At 68.1% G+C, this 23,288-nt stretch carries 20 protein-coding genes, 2 tRNA genes and 1 pseudogene; 11 read left to right on the forward strand and 12 right to left on the reverse strand.

From position 1 onward, the window contains the following. Window positions 1–12: 12 nt before the first annotated feature. Window positions 13–3,954, reverse strand: a complete 3,942-nt coding sequence (locus ABZZ22_RS05195; protein ID WP_354927501.1) for an AMP-binding protein — start codon at window positions 3,952–3,954, stop codon at window positions 13–15. Between the two features lie 108 nt (window positions 3,955–4,062). On the opposite strand from ABZZ22_RS05195, the gene ABZZ22_RS05200 reads away from it, so the two are divergent. The 3 genes from ABZZ22_RS05200 to ABZZ22_RS05210 are packed head-to-tail and all read left to right on the forward strand — an operon-like array spanning window position 4,063 to window position 6,666. Further along, window positions 4,063–5,277, forward strand: a complete 1,215-nt coding sequence (locus ABZZ22_RS05200) for an NAD(P)/FAD-dependent oxidoreductase (protein WP_354927503.1) — start codon at window positions 4,063–4,065, stop codon at window positions 5,275–5,277. A gap of 23 nt (window positions 5,278–5,300) precedes the next feature. Next, complete coding sequence (locus tag ABZZ22_RS05205; protein WP_354927505.1) at window positions 5,301–5,969, forward strand: class I SAM-dependent methyltransferase; 669 nt, start codon at window positions 5,301–5,303, stop codon at window positions 5,967–5,969. Then, entirely contained in the window at window positions 5,962–6,666 is a 705-nt protein-coding gene (locus ABZZ22_RS05210) for an alpha/beta fold hydrolase (protein ID WP_354927507.1), read from the forward strand. The genes ABZZ22_RS05205 and ABZZ22_RS05210 overlap by 8 nt, the downstream gene beginning before the upstream one ends. An 89-nt stretch (window positions 6,667–6,755) precedes the next feature. On the opposite strand, the gene ABZZ22_RS05215 is transcribed toward ABZZ22_RS05210, so the two are convergent. Further along, a tRNA-Val gene (locus ABZZ22_RS05215) sits at window positions 6,756–6,827 on the reverse strand. Between the two features lie 110 nt (window positions 6,828–6,937). Here ABZZ22_RS05215 and ABZZ22_RS05220 point away from each other — a divergent pair. Continuing rightward, complete coding sequence (locus tag ABZZ22_RS05220) at window positions 6,938–7,747, forward strand: alpha/beta hydrolase (RefSeq protein ID WP_354927509.1); 810 nt, start codon at window positions 6,938–6,940, stop codon at window positions 7,745–7,747. Here the strand turns inward: ABZZ22_RS05220 and ABZZ22_RS05225 are convergent. After that, window positions 7,744–8,097: a nuclear transport factor 2 family protein gene (locus ABZZ22_RS05225; RefSeq protein ID WP_354927511.1), complete on the reverse strand. Its 354-nt coding sequence runs from the start codon at window positions 8,095–8,097 to the stop codon at window positions 7,744–7,746. The genes ABZZ22_RS05220 and ABZZ22_RS05225 overlap by 4 nt on opposite strands. Window positions 8,098–8,195: 98 nt before the next feature. Between ABZZ22_RS05225 and ABZZ22_RS05230 the strand changes: the two genes are divergently transcribed. Further along, complete coding sequence (locus tag ABZZ22_RS05230; protein ID WP_354927513.1) at window positions 8,196–9,065, forward strand: LysR family transcriptional regulator; 870 nt, start codon at window positions 8,196–8,198, stop codon at window positions 9,063–9,065. Here ABZZ22_RS05230 and ABZZ22_RS05235 read toward each other — a convergent pair. Further along, entirely contained in the window at window positions 9,058–9,720 is a 663-nt protein-coding gene (locus ABZZ22_RS05235; RefSeq protein ID WP_354927515.1) for a DUF3159 domain-containing protein, read from the reverse strand. The two genes, ABZZ22_RS05230 and ABZZ22_RS05235, sit on opposite strands and share 8 nt — an antisense overlap. Before the next feature lie 266 nt (window positions 9,721–9,986). On the opposite strand from ABZZ22_RS05235, the gene ABZZ22_RS05240 reads away from it, so the two are divergent. Both ABZZ22_RS05240 and ABZZ22_RS05245 read left to right on the forward strand, forming a co-directional pair. Beyond that, complete coding sequence (locus tag ABZZ22_RS05240; protein ID WP_354927517.1) at window positions 9,987–11,747, forward strand: histidinol-phosphatase; 1,761 nt, start codon at window positions 9,987–9,989, stop codon at window positions 11,745–11,747. Continuing rightward, window positions 11,744–12,286, forward strand: coding sequence for a hypothetical protein (locus tag ABZZ22_RS05245; protein WP_354927519.1), 543 nt, complete (start codon window positions 11,744–11,746; stop codon window positions 12,284–12,286). Before ABZZ22_RS05240 ends, ABZZ22_RS05245 begins: the two co-directional genes overlap by 4 nt. Before the next feature lie 16 nt (window positions 12,287–12,302). Here ABZZ22_RS05245 and ABZZ22_RS05250 read toward each other — a convergent pair whose 3' ends face one another. Beyond that, complete coding sequence (locus ABZZ22_RS05250) at window positions 12,303–12,932, reverse strand: trimeric intracellular cation channel family protein (RefSeq protein WP_354927521.1); 630 nt, start codon at window positions 12,930–12,932, stop codon at window positions 12,303–12,305. A 124-nt stretch (window positions 12,933–13,056) separates the two neighbouring features. Here ABZZ22_RS05250 and sepH point away from each other — a divergent pair, with 124 nt between their 5' ends. Further along, window positions 13,057–14,124, forward strand: a complete 1,068-nt coding sequence (sepH, locus tag ABZZ22_RS05255) for a septation protein SepH (protein WP_354927523.1) — start codon at window positions 13,057–13,059, stop codon at window positions 14,122–14,124. A 9-nt stretch (window positions 14,125–14,133) separates the two neighbouring features. On the opposite strand, the gene ABZZ22_RS05260 is transcribed toward sepH, so the two are convergent. The 7 genes from ABZZ22_RS05260 to ABZZ22_RS05290 all read right to left on the reverse strand — a co-directional run bounded on the left by ABZZ22_RS05260 (window position 14,134) and on the right by ABZZ22_RS05290 (window position 22,071). Continuing rightward, a complete protein-coding gene (locus ABZZ22_RS05260; RefSeq protein WP_354927525.1) occupies window positions 14,134–14,778 on the reverse strand; it encodes a thymidine kinase in 645 nt (214 codons plus the stop codon). Window positions 14,779–14,796: 18 nt separating this feature from the next. Continuing rightward, complete coding sequence (locus tag ABZZ22_RS05265) at window positions 14,797–15,921, reverse strand: nucleotide pyrophosphatase/phosphodiesterase family protein (RefSeq protein WP_354927527.1); 1,125 nt, start codon at window positions 15,919–15,921, stop codon at window positions 14,797–14,799. Window positions 15,922–15,928: 7 nt separating this feature from the next. Further along, window positions 15,929–16,513, reverse strand: coding sequence for a DUF5998 family protein (locus ABZZ22_RS05270; protein ID WP_354927529.1), 585 nt, complete (start codon window positions 16,511–16,513; stop codon window positions 15,929–15,931). A 33-nt stretch (window positions 16,514–16,546) separates the two neighbouring features. Next, on the reverse strand, window positions 16,547–19,249 hold the full coding sequence (locus tag ABZZ22_RS05275) for a GNAT family N-acetyltransferase (RefSeq protein ID WP_354927531.1): 2,703 nt from the start codon (window positions 19,247–19,249) through the stop codon (window positions 16,547–16,549). 49 nt (window positions 19,250–19,298) lie between these two features. Next, window positions 19,299–19,526 (reverse strand): type II toxin-antitoxin system VapB family antitoxin, encoded by a 228-nt coding sequence (locus ABZZ22_RS05280; RefSeq protein WP_354927533.1) that lies wholly within the window; start codon window positions 19,524–19,526, stop codon window positions 19,299–19,301. Window positions 19,527–19,635: 109 nt separating this feature from the next. Next, entirely contained in the window at window positions 19,636–20,931 is a 1,296-nt protein-coding gene (locus tag ABZZ22_RS05285; protein ID WP_354927535.1) for a DUF222 domain-containing protein, read from the reverse strand. A gap of 381 nt (window positions 20,932–21,312) precedes the next feature. Continuing rightward, a complete protein-coding gene (locus ABZZ22_RS05290) occupies window positions 21,313–22,071 on the reverse strand; it encodes a thioredoxin domain-containing protein (RefSeq protein ID WP_354927537.1) in 759 nt (252 codons plus the stop codon). Between the two features lie 105 nt (window positions 22,072–22,176). On the opposite strand from ABZZ22_RS05290, the gene orn reads away from it, so the two are divergent. The 3 genes and pseudogenes from orn to ABZZ22_RS05305 all read left to right on the forward strand — a co-directional run. After that, a complete protein-coding gene (gene orn, locus ABZZ22_RS05295) occupies window positions 22,177–22,845 on the forward strand; it encodes an oligoribonuclease (RefSeq protein ID WP_354927543.1) in 669 nt (222 codons plus the stop codon). Between the two features lie 47 nt (window positions 22,846–22,892). Beyond that, window positions 22,893–22,968 (forward strand) — tRNA-His (locus ABZZ22_RS05300). Window positions 22,969–23,061: 93 nt separating this feature from the next. After that, window positions 23,062–23,288, forward strand: a pseudogene (locus ABZZ22_RS05305) (PadR family transcriptional regulator); the annotation flags it as partial.

Genomic DNA, 23,288 nt, shown 5'->3' on the forward strand with positions numbered 1-23,288 from the left:
TGCTGGTCTCTCCTAGGTGGCTGAAGTCGTTGACGACGTCAGCCCTAATCTCGTGCGGATGTGAGTCGCCAACCCGGCCGGATCTGTGGTGCAGAAGTAGTGATCACCTGTAGGCAGCACGGACAGGCTCACCGGGCTGCCCAGCCGTCCCCAGTCGCTGTACCTGTCCTGGAAGCCCTCGGTCGCGGGGTCTGCCCCGCCCACCACGCAGTGGACCGGCACATCCAACGGCACGGGAGGGTGCTCGAGGTCGGTGAGATACATCCGGACCATCTCCTGCAGGTCGTGACGCACAACCTTCAAGATGCGGGTGATGTCCGAGTCGTCCAGGACCCCGTCGAATCCGCCCAGGCCACGCATGTGGCCCAGCAGAAGCGCATCGTCACCGTCCCTGACCAGCGCCATCGACGCCTTCGGATCGCGATCGGGCAGCGCCGCTCCCACGAACACCGCGTCCAGTCGAATCCCATCGCGCCGCATCGCCCGGGCGAGGCGATCTGCGGTTGCGCAGCCGGCACACTGTGCGTACACGGCCGTGGGCATCTCCGGCAGCTGCCTGAGCTCCGCCGCCACTTGGTCGGCCACCTGGGAGATGGGCTGCATGGGAGACCCGTCGGCCAGGTCGTGCCCCGGCAGGTTCACCGACAAGACCTCCACGGCATCGCCGAGCTGGTCGGCCAACGGCTGATAGGCGATCGCGTTCCCACCGCCGTACGGCACGCACACCAGGCGAACCTTCGCCGTTGTGTCGGTGCCGGACAGACGTACCAACCGCTTCAGATGGCTGGTGGAGCCGTCGGTGTCGAGGTAGTTCGCGAGCTCTCGCACCGTGGGGTAGCGAAACAGGGCCACGGTGGGCAGGTTCGGGTCGATCAGACGGGCCGCCTTCACAGCCTTGAAGGAGTCACCGCCCAGGGCGAAGAAGTCGTCCACGGCGCTCTCGACCGGCGTGGACAACACCGCGGTCCACACCTGCGCAACGTGGGCCTCACGCTCGGTTTCCAGGGGCACCTGCTTCGCCGAGCCGGTGAGCTTCTCTGCCGTGTCGAACAGAACCCGTACCTGCTTGCGGTCCAGCTTCCCGCTGGTGTTGAGAGGCATGGAGGTGACCCGCCGAAACTCCGACGGGATCATGTACGAGGGCAGCTCGGCAACCAACCTCTGCCTGACTGCCTGCATGTCCGGATGTTGCTCGGACTCGAGAACGGCCACCAGCCGCTCATCCGGGTCGGCCACGGGAAACACGACCGCAGAGGTGACCTGTCCGGACTTGACGATGGCGGCTTCGACGTCGCCGGGTTCGATCCGGAGCCCAGCCAGCTTGATCAGGAAGTCGCGTCGCCCGAGCAGCTCCAGCGTCAGCTCGTGGTTCCACCGAGCGATGTCGCCGGTGTCGTACCAGACCTCTCCGTCCTCGCGCGCCTGGAACTTCTCCCGAGTCAGTTCCTCTGCGCCCAAGTACCCGGAGGCCAGCCCCACACCACCCAACAGGAGCCGTCCGGGGACCCCGATGGGGCACAGCCGGCCCTGTTCGTCGACCACGATGCTCTTCTGGTTGGCCATGGGGCGCCCGTAAGGAACCGCGTTCCACGTGGGGTCCACCTCGGCGACGCGGGTGTAGGTCGAATGGATGGAGGCTTCCGTGGCACCGCCGAGGACATCGAACGTGGCGTCACCGAAGAACGCCCACCACCGAGCCGGCATCGACAAGGGAGCCCAGTCGCCCCCCAGAACCGCGGCGCGCAGCGGAGGGGGTTCCTGGCTGGCGTCTTGTTCGAGCTCGTCGAGGAAGGCCCCCAGCAGGGCTGGGGCCGAGTTCCAGACCGTGGCCCTTTCGTCGACTGCCCGCTCGAGCCAGTGGGACGGGTCACGCCGGAACTCGGGATCCAAGATGACCGAGGCTCCACCAACGCTCAGGATGCCGAAGCCCTCGAAGACCGACATGTCGAAGCCGGTGGAGGAGATCGCCAGGCATCGGTCCGCGCTGGTGAGGTCGAGGCGACCAGCAAGATCGTTGAGGTTGTTCACGATGCCGCGATGGCGGATCTGCACTCCTTTGGGCACTCCGGTCGAGCCGGAGGTGAAGATGATGTAGGCGTGGGCGTCGGGTTCGACATCGCGAGGTTCGAAGCCCGCTCCTGCCCCCTGGTAGACCCACGACTCGACCACCTCGGTGCTGGTGAACTCTGCGACGGGCTGGGCAGCCGCCCGGATCTGGTCGAGGCGCTCGGTGGCCATGTCGTGCGCCACGGGCACGAATGCTGCCCCTGTCATCGAGGTGGCCAAGCAGGCCACGAGATACTCTCGGCCGGGAGGAAGAGCAACCAGGACTGTCCTCGTGACCCCGGCCCCTTCCTTGACCAGCCGAGCAGCGACCGCGGTCGCATCCGTGGCGAGCTCCTTGTAGGTGACAGCAGTACCGCCAGGCAGCAGAAGCGCTTCGGCGTCGGGCCGTAGCTCCGCCTGTGCCAGCACCAGGCCGTGCAGGGTCTCGGCGCCCGTAAAGTCCTTCTCGGTTGCGTTGATCGCGGCCAGCGTCTGTGCTTCCGCAGGGCTGATCGTGGGTAGCTCACCGATGGGCCGCGATGGATCCTCGCAGGCGGCCTGCAGGCAGTGGTCGATTGCGGACAACAGCGCCTCGACCCGACTAGGGGTGAACAGGTCGGTGTCGTACTGGACGTGCACCCGGGTGTCGTGGGCCTGGTTCCGCACGCTGACCAACAACTCGTACTTCGCCGCATGGGAGTTCACGTTGTCGTCCAGCGTGGTCCTGCAGCCCTCGAACGCGAATGCGCTCCCGGGAGTGTTGTCCTGCTGGAAAAGCACCGCTGTCAGTGCCTTACCGGTTCCGTCACCGCTGACGCCCAAGCGCGTCACGACCTCACCGAACGGCGTGTTCGCCCGCTCCTGGGCCTGGCTGACGGTGCCCTTCACCTGCTCCACCAGCGCCGCGAAACTCATCTCGGCTGGCGCCTCGGCGTGCAGCACCAGGGTGTTGACGAAGAATCCGATGAGCCCGGCCAGGTCCTCAGAGTCGCGGCCCGCAGCACTGGTCCCGAACACGAACTCGTCCTCGCCGCCGTGCACCCGAGCCAGCGCCAGGAACGCTGCCAAGGTGACGATGAATGGAGAAGCGCTCAAACTGCGTGCGCAATCCTGGATCGCCCGGGTCCGTTCACCGCCCAACCAGAGAGCTCGCTCATCGCCACCGAACGAGCTGTGCGCCGGTCGCTGCTTGTCCGGCACAAAACGCAACGCTGCTTTCCCCTGGGCGCGCGAGACGAAGTGCGCGACCCCGTCGCCATCACCTCCGACTGCCTCGACATCGCCCAGCTGCAGGTAGTCGGCCTCGATGGGCCGAAGGCGCGGTTCATCGCCCCGAAGAAGAGCGGCGTACGCCGTGGCCAGCTCACTGGCGAAGATGCCCATCGACCACTGGTCACAGGCGATGTGATGGATCGTCAACAGCAGCTTGTGCCGCATGGGACCGAGCGAGATCAACGTTGCCCGGAACGGAATGTCCTCGGTGAGGTCGAAGGTGGTCGCGATCTCGGCAGCGATGATGCTCTCGGCCTGCACCTCACGCAGTTCAGGCTTGGACTCTGCCAACGACCTGACGGTGAGCACAGAGGCCGGCGCCGGCCGCAGGACCTGAGTCAGGTCACCATCAGCGTCGGTGAAGGTGGTGCGGAATGCGACATGACGTTCCACCAGCGCAGCCAACGCCCGGTCGAGCACCCCGACGTCCAAGGGGCCCTCCACGTCGTGGAGCACAGGGACGGTGAACGCAACGTTCCCGCTGAGCTCGTTGGCCACCCACAGTCCTTGCTGGGCAACAGTGGCCGGAGCGCGCGTCCCAGGGGCGGGCGGTCGAATGTGTGTATCAGAGTGCTGTGCCTGCGCTCGAGCTCGCCGGGCACGCTCTTCCAACCGATTTCGTAGGCTCTCTGCCATTGCTCCTCCTCGACGACGCACCGACGGTCACACGGTCGAGTTAGGAATGGGCAAGGCAGTGAAGGGACGGCTTACCGGTGCCTAACCTGCCCGGATCAGGCTTCATGGGTGGCCGGAAGCAGACCCTCAGAACAAGTCGACGTGGTGATCGTGGGTGCGCGCTGTGCCGGCGCCAGCCTCGCCATACATCTGGCCCGCGCTGGCCTGTCGGTGGTCGTCATCGACCGCGCCAAGCGTGGAAGTGACAAGCTCTCGACCTTGTACATCCACCAGCCGGGAGTACAGCAACTTCGAAACCTCGGCGTGCCGATGGGCGTCACGCTGGCCGGAGCACCGGCAATGGACACGCTCAGGTTCCATGCCGAGGGCGTGGAACTGCAGGGCCGGGGCCCGTTGTTCGGTGACGGCAACGTCGCCTATGCGCCCCGTCGCTCGGACCTGGATGAGTTGTTGTGCTCGCAAGCAGAGAACGCCGGCGCGACCGTGCTCCATGAAGCCCGCGCCACCGGCCTGCTCGCTGACGAGGACAGAATCACGGGGGTCTGCTTCCGCACCTCCGAAGGCGATCATCTACTGGGCGCTCATCTGGTGGTGGGGGCAGACGGGCTGCGTTCGACGGTGGCTGAGAAGGTGCAAGCCCGTACCTACCTGGAACGGCCCAAGGCATCCATCTGCTATTACGGGTTCTTCGAAGGGTTGGACGACCCGTTCTCCCAGTTCCAAGGCGGGCGGCGTTGGGTCGGAGTGATCCCCACCGCCGGTGCTCACCTGGTCGCCGCTTATCTGCCCCAAGGCGAGTTCACCACCGCGAAAGCCAGCCCCCAGACCGCCTTCCGCCAAACCCTTGCCGAGGTGGACGCGCGCCTGTACGCGAAAGTCATGGACGCGAGCCAGGCGGAGCGACTCATCGGGATGGGTGACCAGCGCAACTACTACCGCGCCGCATCAGGCCCGGGCTGGGCTCTGATCGGAGATGCCGGACACCACAAGGATTCCCTGACCGCTCAAGGAATCACCGACGCCCTGGTGCAGTCAGCCATGCTCGCCGGCGAACTGGCCCAGGTCCCGATCGACGACCCTGACCGAGTCGATCAGGCCACCAGAGACTTCGAACGCAAGCGCGATGAAGAGTCCCTGGCTCGCTACTACTCCACCTTGGCCATCGCTCGGTTGCAGCTGGATCCGGCTCGTAAGGCAATGCTCGAGGCGATCGCTCCGAGCCCACAGCTGTGTGACCTGTACGCCTCCGCCGTGGCCGGGGTCACCACACCGGCCGAGTTCCACGCGCGTCTTGGCGAGCACGGCGTCAATGCAGACCGATGAAGCACCCACATGGGAGAGATCAGATGACCGAACAGCTGGACAATGACCACTCACTCAGCGGCGACGCCAGCATGTACACCAAGCCGGTGCTCCGGATATACGATCCGATCGCGCTCGGGATGGTGTGCCCCATCGCGTGGCGCTGCTCACGAGGGACGATGCTGCAGTTCTTCAACGACAACGTACGAGGCAAGCACCTCGACATCGGACCCGGGACTGGCTTCTTTCTCGACAAGGCGACCTACCCGGTCGAGTGCCCCGACATCGTCGTCGCCGACCTGAACGAGCTCGTCCTGCACACCACCGAGAAGCGGATCATCCGGTACCGGCCCCGCACCATGGTGCAGGACGCGCTCATGCCGCTTCAGACCGACGAGTTGTTCGAGTCCATCGCCATCCAGAACGTGTTGCACTGCCTCCCCGGCACCATGACGGACAAGGCAGTGGTGTTCGACAACCTGATCCCGAACCTGAGCCCGGGCGGGGTGTTGTTCGGGTGCACCGTGCTCGGAAAGAACCACGGTCTCGGGAGAGCAGGATCGTGGATGATGGAGAAGTACAACGACGCGGGATCGTTCCACAACCGCCATGACGACGTGCACGGGCTCGAATCGATCCTGGCCGATCGTTTCGAGAGGTACTCAGTGCGCACCCGGGGTGCCGTTGCCTTCTTCGAAGGCCATCGTGGCTGAGGTTGTCCTGGTTCCCGGGTCCTTCCTCGCCGCGAAGGTATGGGAGCCCGTGCAAGACCTGCTCACCGCACAAGGGATCCATGCGTCGGCCGTTGAGCTGACCGGCCTCGGAGACCGCCACAGCGAAGAAGCCACCCTCGACGCACACATACGAGACGTGGTCGAGGCTTTGGCGGCCACCGAGGGACCCACCCTGCTCGTCGCACACTATTATGCCGGTGTTCCCGCAGCTCTGGCCGTGGCGCGGCTGTCGCAGGAGTCACGCGAGAAGGTCTCCACGATCCTTCTGGGCGCGAACCTGCCTGTCGCAGGGCGGTCCATCTTCGACGACTTCGGCCGGGGCGCCGCGTACCTGAGGAAGTTGTCACTCGAGCTCGGCGGAGTGGCGATCCCCGTGCTCACCAGGACGCAACTAGACGGGTGGGGTGATCACGGGCTGAAGGGAGACCTGCTCGCCCAGTTCGAGGCGGTGACGAGCCCCCATCCCATCGCCACCTACGAAGACAAGGCGGAGCCTTCCTTCAGCTGGGATGCGTTCGTGACCCCACCGACCTTCGTGGATCTCCGACGAGACACCGTCAAGGTGCCCCCGATCGCACTGGAGTCGATGGACGTCGTCCCACTCGATGCGGGCCACTGGCCCATGATCACGGCACCTCGCGAGCTGGCCAACCTGATCGTCGAGCGCACACGTTGATCCGTACGTTTGAGGTTGGTACGGGCGGATGAAATTTCGAGGGCGCTTTGAACTGCATTGTTGCAGTTCAAAGGGCCTTCTCAACAGTGTGCGTGATACTGGGTTCGAACCAGTGACCCCCTCGGTGTGAACGAGGTGCGCTACCACTGCGCCAATCACGCGTTGCGGGTGAAACATTAGCGCATCCGTCCGCCGGACCCACATTCGACCCCGCCGAGACGTAGGCTCCCGGCCATCGGCATGACACCCAGAGGCAACCGAAGGAGCGAGGATGCTCGCGTACGAACGGACCGGCAGCGGGGAGCCCCTGCTCCTGATCCATGGCATCGCACACCGCAGGCAGGCGTGGGCGGGGGTGGTGGAGCGGCTGGCCGACGAGTTCGAGGTGATCACGGTCGATCTGCCGGGGCACGGTGAGTCGCCGGCGTTCGATCTGGCGGGGCGTACGGTCCGGGAGGCGGTGGCCCACGAGCTGAACCAGCTCCGAGAAGAGCTCCGGATCGAGCGGCCGCACGTCGCCGGCAACAGCCTCGGCGGGCTGCTCGCGCTGGAGATGGCCGACGCCGGGCACGCGCGGTCGGTGACGGCGCTCTCCCCTGCCGGGTTCTGGATGAACCACGTCGACTACCTCTACGTCCGGGGTCTGTTCGCCGGGATCCAGGCGGTCGCGCGGCCGCTGGCGCCGGTGGCGGGGACGCTGCTGCAGTCGCGGGCGGCGCGCGCAGTCACGATGGGCTGCTTCTTCGCTCGCCCGGGGCAGATCGACCCGGCTGTCGCGGCCGCCGACACGGCCAACATGGTCAGCTCGCGCGAGGGGATCAGGACGTTCTTCAGCGGTGTCTACCGCTACAGCTACCCAGGGCCGACGCAGACCTTCGTCCCCACCACCGTCGCGTGGGCTTCGCGCGACCTCACCCTCCTCCCCTACCAGGCGAAGGTGGCCGCGCGGCGGCTCCCGCACGCGACCCATCGGTGGCTGACCGGCTGCGGCCACGTACCGATGAACGATGACCCCGACCTGGTGGCCGAGGTCATCCGCGAGACCGCCCGGACTCAGCGGCGCGACGAACAGGTCGCCTAGCCGCGAGCGGCGAGAATCCCGCGCGGGTCGAAGGCGACCCGGATCTCGGTGATCAGCCCGTCCTCGACGCGCATCCAGTTGGCGGTGGGGGCGGGCTCGGCGACAGTGGTGTGCAGGTCGAACCAGGTGATCACGCTCGGGCCGTCGGCGAGCCGCTCCTTCACGTCGATCCTGTCGAGCACCGTGGCCATGCCCTCCATGCCTGCGACGCACTCGTCGGCTCCCTCGATGGTGGCGAGCGGGCCGGCGAAGCTCACGTCGTCGGCCAACAGCGTGCGCAGGCGGGCGAAGTCGCGCTCCTGCCAGGCGGTGAAGTACGCCTCGGCGAGCTCGGCAGCGGATGCGGTCATCGGATCTCCTCAGTGGGTTCGGCTTTCACCATCCAGCCTGACCCGAAGGAAGCGAACACTCAAACAGATGGTTCTGCTGATTGCTAGCATCAGTAGTGATGGAAATCGGACAGCTCCGCTACTTCGTCGCCGTCGTCGACCATGGTTCCTTCACGGCCGCTGCTCAGCGGCTCCATGTCAGCCAGTCGGGCATCAGCGCCCAGCTGGCCAAGCTCGAGCGCGAGCTCGGCCACGACCTGCTCGTCCGGGGTCCCCGCAACGTACGACTCACCCGTGCCGGCGAGACGCTCCTCCCCCGCGCCCGCGACGCGATCCGCGCGATCGAGGGCGTGCGGCAGAGTGCCGACGAGCTGAGCGACCTGATCCACGGCCAGGTACGCCTCGGGATGATCGCCGGGTGCACGATCCCCGGTTTCCTCGACGCCGTCGCCACCTTCCACCGCGAGCATCCCGGGGTCAGCGTCGAGCTCGTCGAGGACACCTCCGACCGCCTCCAGCAACGTACGCTGGCCGGCGAGCTCGATCTGAGCCTGATCTCCCATGCCGGTCCGGTCATCGAGGGCCTGGCCACGGATTCCGTCAGCAACGAAGGACTCGCCGTGATCACGCTCCCCGGCCATCGTCTGGCCGGCGCTGAGCCACGGCTCGCCGACCTCCACGAGGAGACGGTGCTCTGCATCCCGCCGGGCACCGGGATACGTACGGCCTTCGAGCAGTCGTGCGCGCGGGCGGGCGTGGACCCCAAGGTCGACCTCTCCGGGTCCAACCCGGAGACTTTGCTCGGGCTCACCGCGCGCGGCCTGGGCGTCTGCGTGCTGGCCGGGTCCATGGCGCGAGGCACCGAGCTGGTCGCGACCACGATCGTCGATGCGGAGGTGCGGGCCGGGCTCGCGCTGATCATCCGGGACGGCGACCGTCAGCGTGCCACCCGACGCCTCTACGACCTCGTCCGCAGCACTCTCAGCTGAGCACGTCGGAGGCCACCCGCGGGTGGCGCAGCCCGGGGTGCTCGGCCGGGAGCGAGCGCTGCAGGACGACCCAGCTCATCAGCAGGCACAGCGCCACCAGAGGCCAGCTGAGCGCGACCCGGGCAACGGCCAGGGCGAACACGTCACCCGACCACCACAGCGGCGCGAAGACCGAGACCCGGACGACATACTGGCCGACCCAGACCCAGCTCGCCCGCGAGTAGCCGCGCAGCAGCGCCGGGTCACGGCGCCAGGTGCCGCGTTGGCGCAGCACCAGACCGACGATCACACCCAGCAACGGTCGCCGGAACGCGATGCTGACCAACCACACCAGGGCGCTGGCCGCGTTGGCGGCGAGCTGGACCACGAAGAAGTCCTCCGCCCGCCCCGTACGCAGCGCGATCATCGCCGCGACGGCGACCCCGGCCACGCCCAGCAGGACGGCGCGCGGCTTGCGGCCCTTGTGCCACTGCCAGACCGCGACGATCGCGGCGACCACCAGGGAGACCACGGTCGCCACCCACAGCTCGCCGCTGACCAACCAGCCGAGCGCGAAGGCGACCGGCGGAATGGTGGCGTCGATCGCTCCACGGGCGCCTCCTAGGAGGTCCGCGAGAGTTTCGGCGTCATCGTCGCGGCGGCCGGTGGTCTTCACGCGAGTAAGGGTAGCCTTACCAACAAGGGCGGCGCCGTCTCGGTCCGCGTAAGTGACCTCTCGGTCGACGGGAGTGACGCCTCGGCCGACGGGAGTGACGCCTCGGTCGACGGGAGTGACGCCTCGGCCGACGGGAGTGACGCCTCGGCAATGTTCACCGCGAGGGCAACCCGCGGACGTACGCCGGCCATCCGGCGCCGGTTGGCTCGACCCGCGCCGCTGCTCGGGCACGCGGAGACGCCCTTATCTCATGCGGAGGATCCAACGTGTCGAACGATCACCACCCCCACCCCCACGGCCACAGCCACTCTCACGACGGCCACGACGACGGCCACGGCCACGGCCACACGCACTCCCACGAGGTCGACGAGATCACCCTCGCCGCCTCCTCGGACGCGTCCGACGGCGACCTGCGTCCCGCCGAGGTCTCGCGGCGCAACCTGCTTCGCGCCGCCGGCGTCGCCGGTGCCGTGACCGCGGGGATGGCCGGGATGACCGGCGTGACCCCGGCGATGGCCGAGGCCGCCACCGTCGCCACCGCCAAGGGCGGCAACCGGGCCAGGATCCGGCACTGGCTCGCCGGCGACCACCACATCCACACCCAGCACAGCCCGGACGGCATGTACCGGGTCATCGACCAGGCCCAGCACGGCGCCGCGTACGGCCTGGACTGGCTGGTCATCACCGACCACGGCGGCGCTACCCACGCGAAGCTCGGCGTCGACGTGGTCAACCCCGACATCGTGGCCGCGCGCAAGATCCTTCCGGAGACCCTGATCTTCCAGGGGCTGGAGTGGAACATCCCGGCCGCCGAGCACGGCACCGTCTTCGTCGCCCCGGGGCGCAACGAGGTCGCGGTGCTCAAGCAGTTCGAGAACAGCTACGACGGAAGCGTCAGGAATGCTCGTGCCAACACCCCGGAGAACGAGGCGCTCGCCGTCGCTGCGATCCAGTGGCTCGGCACCCAGAAGACCAAGCGCCGGATCGACGACGCACTGTTCCTCGCCAATCACCCCGCCCGCAACGGCATCGACAGCCCTCACGAGGTGCGGGCCTGGCGCGATGCCGACCCCCGGATCGCGATCGGGTGGGAGGGCGCGCCCGGACACCAGGCCGGCGGGCTGCCGTCCGGCTACGGCCCGGGCAGCGCGCGTGGTGGCTACGGCAACTCCGCCGGCGCCAACTCGTTCCCGGGCTACCCGCCGGAGAGCTACCGCTCCTGGGGCGGGTTCGACTTCTACACCTCGACCGTCGGTGGCCTGTGGGACTCCATGCTCGCCGAGGGGAAGCCGTGGTCGATCACCGCGAACTCCGACTCGCACCGCAACTGGAGCGACACGGCCGTCCGCGGTGGCGGCGACTTCAACGCCAACGGTCGTTACGACGACCCGGTCTACGGCGGCGGGATCCAGCTCAACCTGGCCGACTTCTGGCCAGGCTTCTACAGCCGGACCCACGTCGGCGCCAGCTCTCGTGACTACGGCGCGGTGATGCGCGGCATGCGGGACGGCCGGGTCTGGGTCGACCACGGCAGCCTCGTCAAGAGTCTTGACGTGCGGGTAGTCGCCACCAGCCGTCGCGGAACGGTCTCCGAGACCCTCGGCGGCACGCTGCAGGCCTCCCGTGGCAGCCGCGTCGAGCTGGTGGTCACGATCACCGCGCAGGACGTCCCGAACTGGTCGCAGTTCGTCCCAGAGCTCAACCGTGTGGACGTGATCCGTGGGACGGTGGACGTCGATCACGCCTCCGGTGACGCCGACACGATGACCGCTCCGGACACCACGGTCATCAAGCAGACCGACGTCTCGGGGCGCACCGGCACCTACACGCTGCGCTATGACCTCGGCGAGCTGGAGGAGGCCTTCTACGTGCGTCTGCGCGGCACCGACGCCAACCGGTCCCAGCCCGGCTACCTCGGCGCGAGCATCGACCCGGCCGGTCCGGCCATCGACGTCGTCGGCGACGCCGACCCGTGGGTCGACCTGTGGTTCTACACCAACCCGGTCTGGGTCGTCCCGACTCGATGACCACCCGACCCCTGGCCGTCGACGCCGACGCCCGGGACCTCGCCGCCGCCGAGCACCTCGTCCACAGCCTGGACGAGGTGCTCGGCGCGGGGCAGGCCGCGGACGCGTACGTCATCAGCACCCATGTCGTGCGCGAGCCGACCGCCCGCTTCGTCGCCGTCCTGAGCTGGCCCGATGGCCCGGCGGTCGAGGAGCTGACCGCGCTGCTCGCGGACGGACTCCCCCAGGCGTACGTCACCCTCGACTCCCCCGCGATCGACGAGGCCGCCGCGCGCAGCGCCGGGCGCCTGGCCCGCTACCCCGGACGCACCAGCATCGAGACCGTGACCACAGTGGCGGCGGTCGAGGCCGACAGCATCGTCGACGCCGTCGAGGGGCTGGCCGGGATCTCGCTCGGGCCCGACGACACCCTCGACCTCACCGGGTTCGCCCGGCCGGTGTGGCGTGATGGCCGCTGCGTGCTCCTGGTCCAGCGCGCCGCCAGCGGCCTGGTGCCGTTCGAGGTGCGCCACCAGATCCCCTGCTGCTCCGACCACTGACCCCGGCGAGCCGGCCTCAGACCGAGGCGGATCCCCGGGGCAGCGGCGCCTCCCAGTGGCGCCACATCGCCAACAGCCGCCAGCCGACGCAGACGACGAATGCGGTAGCCATCACCAGCGACTGCGGCAGCTCGAGGAAGAGGCCGAACGCCACGATCGCGGCGCCGGCGAAGGCAGGGATGGCGTAGAAGACGCTGCGGCGCAGGATGACCGGCACCTGACCGGCGAGCACGTCGCGTATCGCCCCGCCGCCGACGCCGGTGGCCAGGCCCATGACCGCGGCGGCGAGCGGGGAGAGCCCGAAGTCGAGCGCCTTGACCGCCCCGGCGATGACGAAGAGCCCCAGCCCGAGGGCGTCGAAGACGTTGATCAGCGGCCCGAGCCGGCCCAGCGCCGGATGGAAGTAGAAGGTCAGCAGACCGGCCACCATCGGCACCACGAGGTAGCGCCAGTCGGAGAGCGCGGCGACCGGTGTCGCGCCGATGGCCATGTCACGCAGGAAGCCGCCGCCGAGGCCGGTGACGCAGGCCAGGACGATCACGCCGAAGATGTCGAGCTCCTTGCGGACCGCCATCAGGCCGCCCGAGAGCGCGAAGACGAAGCACCCGACCAGGTCGAGCACGAGAAGGGTCAGCGTCTGTTCCACTGCCAAATGGTCGCCTCGCAGGTCCCAAAAAACCCAAATGCCACGACCACGCCGCACGGGCACCCCATACGATGCAGGTCAGTGGCGTAGGGTCGTCACAACCGTATCTAGAATTGAGAAGAGGATGTCAGCCGAAGGATTGCCCCTGACTCCGGGCCAGCTCGAAGAGCAGGCGCCGGATGAGGCTGGTCCCGTCCTTCTGCGGCTCATCTCGGTCAGTGACGATGGTCTACGAATGCTTCTCGTCGATGACGAGGACCGTGAGTACACCGCCGACATCGACGACCGTCTCCGTGCAGCACTCGAGGCTGTGTCGACCCGCCGATCGGAGCAAACCGTGAACAAGACCCCGAGCAGCAGCCTGCGGCCCCGTGACATCCAGACCCGCATCCGTGCGGGCGAGAGTGCCGAGGAGGTCGCCGCTGTCGCCGGCACCACGGTCGAGAAGATCCTGGCCTTCGCCGGCCCCGTCCTCGCCGAGCGCGAGCACATGGCCCAGCGTGCCCAGCAGGCTTCCGTACGCCGTCGGCCCGGTGAGGCCTCCAGCACCGCCCGCACCCTGGGCGAGGCAGTCGGAGCGCACTTCCAGACGATGTACGCAGACCCGGGTTCGGTCAACTGGGACTCCTACCGGCGCCCCGACGGACGCTGGAAGCTCACCGGTGAGTACGAGACTCCCGAGCGCTCCGGGATCGCCGAGCTGATCTACGACATCCCCGGCAATTTTGTCGAGCTCGAGAACGACGACGCCCGCTGGCTGACCGGCGAGAAGCTCGAGGAACCGGTTCCCGAGCCGGACCCGGTCACCGACGACATGCTCGCCGCCCGCCGGCGCCGCGCACAGAGCTCGGCCCCTTCAGCACCGGCCGCACCGGCGACTCCTCCCCCGGCGGCCCCGCCCGCTCCGACGGCCAAGCCCGCTCCGGTCGATGTCGACACTCCGCTCGAGGCGTTCCTCGGTGACGAGACGCCGACCGAGAAGCAGGCCCCGGTCCCGGCCGAGCCCGAGCCGACCATCGAGCCCGTTGCCGAGCCGGCTCCCGTCGAGCCCGCTGCCGCTGCCACAGAGGCCGCCGACGAGCAAGCCGAAGATGCGTCGCAGAAGCCCGCCAAGAAGTCGGCCTCGAGGCGCAAGCGCGCCTCGGTGCCGAGCTGGGACGAGATCATGTTCGGCGGCGGCAAGCCGGAGTGACCCGGCTCGTCAGCCGAAGGGCAGCGGCTCGGGCACCAGGGAGACGGACTTGGCCCGGGCCGCGGTCAGGCGGCGGCGGTGGTGCTGGCGGCAGAGGACCTCGTAGGAGACCGTGCTGGGTGCCTGGTCGGTGTCGCCGACGACGACCTGGTCGCCCTCGGTGACCATCACGCCGTCCTCGACCCGGGCGTTGTGGGTGGCCCGCTTGCCGCACCAGCACAGCGCCTCGACCTGCAGCACCTCCGTACGGTCGGCGAGCTCGACCAGTCGAGCGGCACCCGGGAATAGCCGGGTGCGGAAGTCGGTGAGGATCCCGAAGCAGAACACGTCGATCTGCAGCTCGTCGGTGATCTTGGCCAGCGCCTCGATCTGCTCGGGCGTGTAGAACTGAGCCTCGTCGCAGATGAGGTAGTCCACCCGGCCGCCGTGGGTCAGCGCGTCGACGATGTGGCGCCAGAAGTCGAAGTCGTCGGTGACCTCGATCGCATCATGGGTCAGACCGAGCCGCGAGGTGACCACCGCACCCCCGGAGCGGTCGTGGACGGTGAAGATCAGCCCCACCCTGCCGCGTGCCGCGTGGTTGTGGTTGGTCTGCAGTGCGAGGGTCGATTTCCCCGCGTCCATCGTCCCGGTCCAGAAGGTCAGCTCAGCCACCCGGAGAACACTAGTGGTTCAAGAGACGAGCAGCGGGATCAGCATCTCGTCAGGGGTGAGTGATCCGTGCAACCCCACCAGGGTCGTCTCGTACTGGAACAGGCTCGTCGAGACCACCGCGTGCTCTCCGTGCGAGGCGACGATGACGTCGCCGAGCCGCGGCAGCACCGACGGCGTGACCGGTCCGAACCAGCCACGCCGGATCGCGGTCTCCCGGGTCATCACGTCGGCCTTGTCGCCCAGCTGCTCCGACCAGGTCGCGACCACGTCGTCGACGGCGCCGCGCGAGCAGTAGAGGTGGCGGAAGCGAGCCTCGCCGCCGACCAGGGCGACCCCGTCGCGGAGCTCGGGGAAGTCGTCGATGTCGGTGCGCGACGAGGCGGGCGAGTCGACCATACCGTGGTCGGCGAGGACCAGCAGACGTACGGACGGGTCGAGGGCGTCTCGGAGCTGCTCGGCCTCGGCGTCGATCATCGAGAGCTGCTGCAGCCAGGGCGAGGAGGCGACACCGTACTTGTGGCCGGTCCAGTCCAGGTCGCCGTCGTAGAGGTAGGTCAGCGAGCCCGGCACCCGCGAGAGGGTCACCGCGGACGCGATCCGCTCCCCGACCCGGTCGGCGCCGACGAACTCCGCACCGCGGTGGGCGGCGATGGTCAGGCCCGAGCCGCCGAAGACGCGCTTGTTGATCACCGTGACCGGGACACCTGCCTCGCCCATCCGCTGGAAGACCGTCTGGTTGGGCTGCCACTCGACCGGGTCGACGTCCTTGCGCCACTGCAGCGCGTTGAGCAGGTGGTCGGTGCCGGGGATCCGGGAGGTGTAGCCGACCAGACCGTGGCCGCCGGGGGTCAGCCCCGTCCCGAACGAGGTGAGGCTGGTCGCCGTCGTCGACGGCACCCCCGCCGTGCCTGGCTGCTGATTCTCGCTCAGCGACGCCAGGAACGGCGCCGCGTGCGCATAGCGCCGCAGCAGGTTGGTCCCCATCCCGTCGACCAGGAAGATCACGTACGCAGCCGCCGAGGGCAGCTCGAGACCGGATCGCGCCTCGGAGGTGCCGAGCGGGACGTCCATGGCGGCGGCGACCGCCGGCAGGACATCACCCAGCGAGCGCTCTCCGTAAGCGGGAGCGAGGAACCCGGTCACCACTGCCTCACCGGCTGTGAGTGCGAGCCGAGAGCGATTCCGCGAAGGAGAGCAGGCGGTCGACCGAGTCGTGACCGTCGGCGGCAGCCGAGACGCGCAGCGAGAAGTCGTCGGGGGTGAGCACGCCGGTGTAGCCGTGGTCGGCGTCGCAGTTGGGGTCGGAGCAGCCCGCGGGCTCCAGGTCGACGCGGTTGACGCCGCCCCAGCCGATGGTCATGACGACCTCGGCCGGCTTGCTCGAGCCCTTCGTCGGGTTGGTGATCATCCGGGTCACCACCACGGAGTTGACCGAGTCGATGCGCACGGCCTCGGTCGAGGTCGAGGTGTAGGGCTCCGGCAGCAGGTCGTCGCCGGCATGCTCGTCGGTGTGGGCCAGGATCAGCCTGGTCGGGGTCAGCACCAGCACGGAGAGGTGGCGGCGCACCTCGTCGCGGTCGAAGGTCGGCTCGTGGTGCAGGAAGAAGGAGGACACCTTCTCCCCCGCCACGGCGGAGGCGACACAGTCGGCCACCACCTCGGGGTAGTAGCCGGTGCGGTCGATCTCGACGCGCAGGTCGTCGGCGCGGTCGAGATCATCGGTGCGGGTGCTCATGTCACCCATCCTTCCACGCGGCTCCACCCTCGCCTAGCCGGGCAGGGTGTCGCCCACCGCCGGGTTGAGGCGGCGTACGAACCAGTCCGAGCGCGGATCGGCGACCAGGTCGACTCTGGCACTGGCGGTGAGGACGGCTGAGTACTCGAGGCCGACCAGGACCAGGGACAGGTCGAGCGAGGAGATCTGGGGCAGGTCGTTCTGCAGCTGGGCGACCTTGAGGACGAGCCGCTCGATCTCGTCGACGTCGACCATGTCGCCGCCGCGGTAGCCGAAGAGCATCGGCGCGGCCTTGATCTCGCGCACCATCGAGGCCGAGTCCCGCTTGGACAGCGGCGGGATCCGGTAGGCGCGGTCGGCCAGCAGCTCGGTGATCGGTCCGGCGATGCCGAAGGAGACCACCGGCCCGAACAGCGGGTCCTCCATCGACCGGATCGCGACCGGGACTCCCGGCGGCGCGGTGCGCTGCACCGTCAACCCACCGGTCTCGGGCGGGATCCGGCTGGTGATCTGCTCCCAGGCCTCGGTCATCTCGTCGACGTCGTCGATGTTGCGTACGACGTGGGCCTGATCGGGCCGCTCGCGCACGCTCTCGATGGTCGCCTTGAGCACGACGTCCCAGCCGAGGTCCTCGGCGGCGGAGATCGCCTCCTCGAGGGTGGTGACCTTGTGGGTGTTCCACAGCTTGATCCCATAGGCGGCCAGCACCATGGTGAGGTCCTCGCGGCTCAGATCGCCACCCGAGGGGCGCGCGGCGAGCACGTCGGTGACGATCTTGCGTGCCGTGCGCGGGTCGCACTCGTCGGAGCTGTGCCACGGCGTCTCGCCGTCGGCGGAGCGCAGCCACACGGCGTACTCCACGACCTTGGCCAGGGCGCGCACGGCCGACTCGACCGAGGAGTACGACGGCACCGAGCCGCGGCCCGCCGTGGACCCGGCCACATCGGGGACGCGGAGCAGCTCGGGGACGCCCTCGGCACCGAGGAAGCTGGTGACCAGCGGCTTGTCGGACTGCTCGCCGACCGCGGCGAGCACGTTGGCGATCTCCTCACCGGAGACGTTGAGCGGCGGGATGTAGACCGAGATCACCGCGTCGACCTCGGGATCGTCGATGGCCGCGTCGAGCGCGTCCTCGAAGTCCTCGGCGCTCGGCTCGGTGGGCAGCGGCACCTGCTTGTTGACCTGCAGCCCGACCGAGACGGCGGCGTCGGCGGCCAGCAGGCCCAGGGCGTCGGAGTTGCCGACGATGGCCACGCGCCGACCTCGCGGGAGCGGCTGGTGGGCGAGGAGCTGGGCGACGTCGAACATCTCGTCGAGGGTGTCGACCTGAATGATCCCGGCCTGCCGGAACATCGCGTCGACAGCCGCCGGTGGGGCGCTGATCTTGCGGACCGCGTGGCCCATCGGCACACCCTGGGTGGTGCGGCCCGAACGGACCGCCACGATCGGCTTGCGCTGGGAGACGCGGCGGGCGATGCGGGAGAACTTGCGCGGGTTACCGATCGACTCGAGGTACATCATCACGACCTCGGTCGAGGCATCCTCCTCCCAGTACTGCAGGAGGTCGTTGCCGGAGACGTCGGCGCGGTTTCCGGCGCTGACGAAGGTCGACAGGCCCAGGCCGCGGTTGTTGACCTTCTCCAGGATCGCTGAGCCGAGCGCACCCGACTGGCAGAAGAAGCCCGCACGTCCGCGCGGCGGCATCGTCGGGGCGAGGCTGGCGTTGATCTTGACCTGCGGGTCGGTGTTGATCACCCCGAGCGCGTTGGGCCCGATCAGTCGCAGCCCGTAGGAGCGCGACAGGTTCACCAGGCGCCGCTGCCGCTGGCGGCCCTCCTCACCGGTCTCGGCGAAGCCGCTGGAGATGACCACGAGGCCGTGCACGCCCTTGGCGGCACAGTCGAGCACGACGTCCTGCACCGCGTCGGCGGGCACCGCGACGATCGCCACGTCGACGTCGTCGGGGATGTCCTGCACGCTCTTGTAGGCCGGCATGCCGCTGACCGCGGTGGAGCTGGGGTTGACCATGTAGACCCGGCCGGTGAAGTCGCCGATCACCAGGTTGCGTACGAGCGCCTGGCCGACGGTCTCCTGCCGTCGGCTGGCGCCGATCACGGCCACCGAGCGCGGGTTGAAGAAGCGGTGGATCGAGGCGGCCTCGGCCTCGTGCTCGCGCAGAGCGAGCCGGCCGACCGCGGTGTCGGTGACGTCGATCGAGAACTGCAGCGAGATGACGCCGTCCTCGTAGACGGAGGCCACCTTGTAGCCGGCGTCGCGGAAGGTCTGGATCATCCGCCCGTTGTCGGGGAGCACATCGGCGGTGAACTTGGTGACCCCGCGCTCGCGCCCGGCCTGGGCGAGGTGCTCGAGCAGGATCTGCGCGATCCCGCGGCCCTGGTAGTCGTCCTCGACGAGGAAGGCGACCTCGGCCTCCCCCGGCTTGACCACGTCGTAGCGCCCGACCGCGATCATCCGACCCCGCAGGGTCAGGATGAACGCGACCCGGTCCTTGTGGTCGACCTCGGTGAAGCGCGCGACGTCACGGGCCGAGAGGTGCGGCATCGGCGAGAAGAAGCGGTAGTACTTCGACTCGTCGCTGACCCGGTGGTCGTAGAAGTCGACCAGCAGGTCCTTGTCCGCCGACCTGATCGGCCGGATGTGCGCCGTCCGCCCATCGCGCAGCAGCACGTCCGCCTCCCAGTGGGAGGGATACGGCGGGGTCTGCTGCGCGGTCACGAGAGAAATCTAGCGGGAGACGCCAGAGTGCCGCGCGTGCCGGGCGCGGTCAGTGGCGTACGACGTTGGCGCGGTCGCGCTCGTTGAGCACCCGCCAGCCGTCGTAGTCCCAGTTCCTCGCCAGCTTCTGGGCGTGCTTAGGGGCATCGCCCTCATGGTTGCGGAGGACGAGCTCGCGCACGGCGAACTCGATTGCCTCCTGGGGCGTGCTCGCGCCGGAGATCCGCTGGATCTCCGCGAGCAGCTCGGTGTCGAGCTCGATCTGGGTGACAGCCATCTTCAAGCACCTCCATGTGCGTTGAACCAGTGACTCCTGGACGGTTTGACCTATACAGCCAATGTACGCGGATGTACGGCGTACGGAAGGGCTGCAGGAGCCGAGGACCTCACGCGGCAAGATCGTGGTCGAGGAGCAGATCGCGCAGCACGAACTCTGCCAGGGACAGTGGTGGTGGGTCCGGTGTCCAGGTGTCGGGTGGTGGGCTGACGTAGGTGTGTCCGGTGGGTGTGATGGTGATGATGCTGCCGTCCGGTCCTGGTCTGGCCTGCCAGCCGAGCGCTTCCTTGGCCTGATTGCATCTCTCGCAGAGCCCTTGAAGGTTCGCGGCGCTGGTGGTGCCGCCGTCTGTGTGGCGTTGGGCGTGGTCGACGTTGCGGATCGGGGCGTCGCAGCCGTTGGTGCGGCAGATCCCGCCATCGCGGGTGGTGATGAACTCTGCGAGACCCTCGGGGGCTGTGCGGGAGCGGGACTCCATCGCGACCAGCTGGCCGGCGGGATCGGTGAACAGCCGCCGCATGAAGACCTCCGCGTCGGCGAGCGCCTCACGGGCCCAGGCGGCAGGGACGGGTCCGTAGCCCTCGACCATCGCGGGCTGGTCGCTATCAGCAGCCATGGCCTCGGCAGTCATGACGACCTTGACCTCGACCCGAGGCTTCGCGCCGGTCGTGCTTCGGCCGGTGATTCGGTCGACGAGGGTGTCGGCCATGACCTGGCCACGGGTCCGTTCATCTCCAGCCGCCCGGGCGGCCATGGCGGCCTGGTCCAGTGCGGCATAGACCGCGACGCCGTCTTTGACCGGGAGCAGGGCACCGAGCCAGGTCATCGTGTCCGGTGCCGGCCGGACGCTGACCCGACGGTCCTTCTCCGCGTTCGCGGCACGAGCCACGACGGACTCCTGGTCAAGGGTGATCGCGAGCTTCTTGGCCGCGTTCTCGAACTGCCGCAACCCCATCGCCACGACAGCAGGCGGTTCACCGTCCGGGCCAGGTGCACAGAGCTGGTAGTCGATGACCCGGCGATCTTCTAGTGAGAGGCAGGCGGTTTCGCGGGCGAGGATGGTGGCCTGCCACTGCGAGAAGAGGCCGGCTTTCATCAACGCGAACGTGTGCGGCATCTCGGCGAGGAGGATCTTCGCCAGGCCGAGCAGTTTGGCGCCCTTGGCCGGTGAGACCCGCCGCGCCAACGCCACCTGCGAAGCCACTCCTTCGCCAAGCTTGCGGGCAGGGATCCCGGCCTCGGCCTGCCGCACCCGGACGGCCTCGTCGAGGCGTACCGCTGCTTCTGCCTGAACGGCCTCAGCGGCGCACTTGACCTCTTCAAGCCGGCTGATCCAGTCGACCAGTTCCTTCTCGGACGCACCCAGTGGCGGCCCGGCAAGGAGCTGGTCGACGGTCTCGTTCATACGCCCCATTATATGTGAAACAGCACCACGGCGCTACCTGTTTGTGCTGTTCAGCACCGATTTATGCGGTCCGCGAACAAGTAACCTGATCCCCGCGCCACACCCTCGCCGCCGCCCCGATAATGGCGAAATCTTTTCTCGATCAGGTGCCGGGTCAAGGATGGCCGAAGGCCACCGCGAAGCGGCGGGCGAAGCCCGTTCTTGACGCGGCGCATGATCGAGAAACACTCGAGGAAGGGTCGGCGGCGAACACGGAGACGAAGAAACAGTCGCCAAGCGAGGTTTCCTCAGGGGAGGTCTCGACAAGCTCGACCCCGCGAAGACGACTGTGTTGGTCTCGACACGCCTCCGCCTAGCGGCTCCGGCGGCTCGACCAGCGAATCAGGAGATCTGCTGGATGAGGTTGTCAGCGATCTCCTCCATGGAGTTTCCCTCGAGGAACTGCTCGCCGTCGAGAAGAACGGTCGGAGTACCCCGAACGCCGTCGTCTGCGGCCGCCCGGGTGGCGGCGTCGGCCCAGTCCTTGCCCTCGAGATTCTCGATACCGTCCTTGACAGCCGACTCCTCGGCGCCGGCCTCGACGGCCAGGTCGACGAGATCAGCAGCGTCGGGGAACGGGCCGGACTCGCTGGGCTGGTTCTCGAAGAGCAGGTCGTGGAACGTCTTGGCGACATCGTCTCCGGCCTCTTGCTGGACGACGGCGAAGGCCGAGGTGGCGAGCTCGGAGTAGGGGCCGATCTGGTCGAGGAGCACGAACGGGCGGTAGTCGACCTGGACCTTGCCGTCGGCGGCCAGCTCCGCGAGATCCTCGCGGGTCGCAGCCTCGAAGTCACCGCAGTAGGGGCACAGGAAGTCCTCGTAGATGACGACCTTGCGCGGCGCGTCGTCGGGCCCGATCACCAGACCGTGCTCGCTGCTGCCGGCGTCGACCGCGGTGATCTTGCTGTCATCGGAGCGACTCAGGCTGAACCAGACGAGACCGCCGACGATCACCGCGAGAGCGACGACGACCGCCACGACCGTGAGGATCGACTTGCGGGCCTGCTTCTTGCGCAGAGCCTCCAGCTCCGCGGCGGCCTTGGCAGCGCGTGCCTCCCGCTTGTCTTTGCGCGAGGGGCTGCTGGCTGAATCCGTGCTCATGTAGCCAACATATGTCCGTCTCCTGAGCGCAGGCTGAAACCACGCCATGGGAACCGTTATCACATCGTCTCCTACCCTCCCTATAAGCCGTTGACCAGCGGCGTTATGGTGCTCTGCGTGGCTTCACTGAACGAACGTCTGGTCTGGATCGACTGCGAGATGACCGGGCTGTCCCTCGAGAACGACGCACTCATCGAGGTGGCAGCCCTCGTCACCGACTTCGATCTCAACGTGCTCGGCGACGGCGTCGACATCATCATCAAGCCCCCGGCCGAGGCGCTGGAGCAGATGGACGACTTCGTACGCGACATGCACACCAAGTCCGGCCTGCTCGTCGAGCTGGAGAACGGCGTCCCGATGCGTGAGGCCGAGGAGCAGGTCCTGGCCTACATCTGGGAACACTGCGGCAAGGACTCCCGTCCGCCCCTGGGCGGCAACACGGTGGCCACCGACCGCAACTTCCTGGCCCGGGACATGCCCGAGCTGGAGGGGTTCCTGCACTACCGCAACGTCGACGTCTCCTCGATCAAGGAGCTGTCGCGGCGGTGGTTCCCGCGGACTTACTTCTCCGCTCCCCCCAAGCGCGGCAACCACCGCGCGCTGGCCGACATCCAGGAGTCGATCGAGGAGCTTCGCTACTACCGCGAGGCCGTCTTCGTGCCGATGCCCGGGCCCGACTCCGACACGGCCAAGGCGATCGCCGCCCGGCACGGCGCCTCGATCACCGGGATCGTCGATCCCAAGGCGATCCCCGATTCCACAGATCCGGCCTGATCCTCTATGATTCTTGCTGGCTCGGACATGCGCTGTCCGGGCCGATGGTGGGTATAGCTCAGCTGGTAGAGCGCCGCCTTGTGGTGGCGGATGTCGCGGGTTCAAGTCCCGTTACTCACCCCAAACGAACGGCCCGTCCGAGAGGACGGGCCGTTCGCCATTTGTATAGGTGATCCACTCTTGGATTCCCGGGAATACCTGACTAAAGTCAGATATATGACGGTTGACACCTCGGTGATGCGCAAGTTCAACATGAGCTACGTCCGTCGGGTGGGCGCGCTCGAGGACTCATTCCTCGGCAGCGGTCTTCCCTATGGCACCGCTCGCATCCTCTACGAGATCGGTCTCGGCGCCGAGACGGTTCAGGATCTCAGGACCAGACTCGGCGGCCTCGACTCCGGCTACGTCAGCCGGATGCTGCGGACGCTGGAGAGCAAGGGGTA

This window comes from Nocardioides sp. NPDC006273 (assembly GCF_040613495.1).
In the GTDB taxonomy this organism is placed as follows: Bacteria; Actinomycetota; Actinomycetes; order Propionibacteriales; family Nocardioidaceae; genus Nocardioides.

Bases quoted from the DNA above. Each gene is read 5' to 3' on its own strand.
- ABZZ22_RS05195 (WP_354927501.1), bottom strand. From the start codon at position 3,954: ATGGCAGAGAGCCTACGAAATCGGTTGGAAGAGCGTGCCCGGCGAGCT.
- ABZZ22_RS05205 (WP_354927505.1), top strand. From the start codon at position 5,301: ATGACCGAACAGCTGGACAATGACCACTCACTCAGCGGCGACGCCAGC.
- ABZZ22_RS05220 (WP_354927509.1), top strand. From the start codon at position 6,938: ATGCTCGCGTACGAACGGACCGGCAGCGGGGAGCCCCTGCTCCTGATC.
- ABZZ22_RS05225 (WP_354927511.1), bottom strand. From the start codon at position 8,097: ATGACCGCATCCGCTGCCGAGCTCGCCGAGGCGTACTTCACCGCCTGG.
- ABZZ22_RS05230 (WP_354927513.1), top strand. From the start codon at position 8,196: ATGGAAATCGGACAGCTCCGCTACTTCGTCGCCGTCGTCGACCATGGT.
- ABZZ22_RS05245 (WP_354927519.1), top strand. From the start codon at position 11,744: ATGACCACCCGACCCCTGGCCGTCGACGCCGACGCCCGGGACCTCGCC.
- sepH (WP_354927523.1), top strand. From the start codon at position 13,057: ATGTCAGCCGAAGGATTGCCCCTGACTCCGGGCCAGCTCGAAGAGCAG.
- ABZZ22_RS05270 (WP_354927529.1), bottom strand. From the start codon at position 16,513: ATGAGCACCCGCACCGATGATCTCGACCGCGCCGACGACCTGCGCGTC.
- ABZZ22_RS05280 (WP_354927533.1), bottom strand. From the start codon at position 19,526: ATGGCTGTCACCCAGATCGAGCTCGACACCGAGCTGCTCGCGGAGATC.
- ABZZ22_RS05285 (WP_354927535.1), bottom strand. From the start codon at position 20,931: ATGAACGAGACCGTCGACCAGCTCCTTGCCGGGCCGCCACTGGGTGCG.
- ABZZ22_RS05290 (WP_354927537.1), bottom strand. From the start codon at position 22,071: ATGAGCACGGATTCAGCCAGCAGCCCCTCGCGCAAAGACAAGCGGGAG.
- orn (WP_354927543.1), top strand. From the start codon at position 22,177: ATGGTGCTCTGCGTGGCTTCACTGAACGAACGTCTGGTCTGGATCGAC.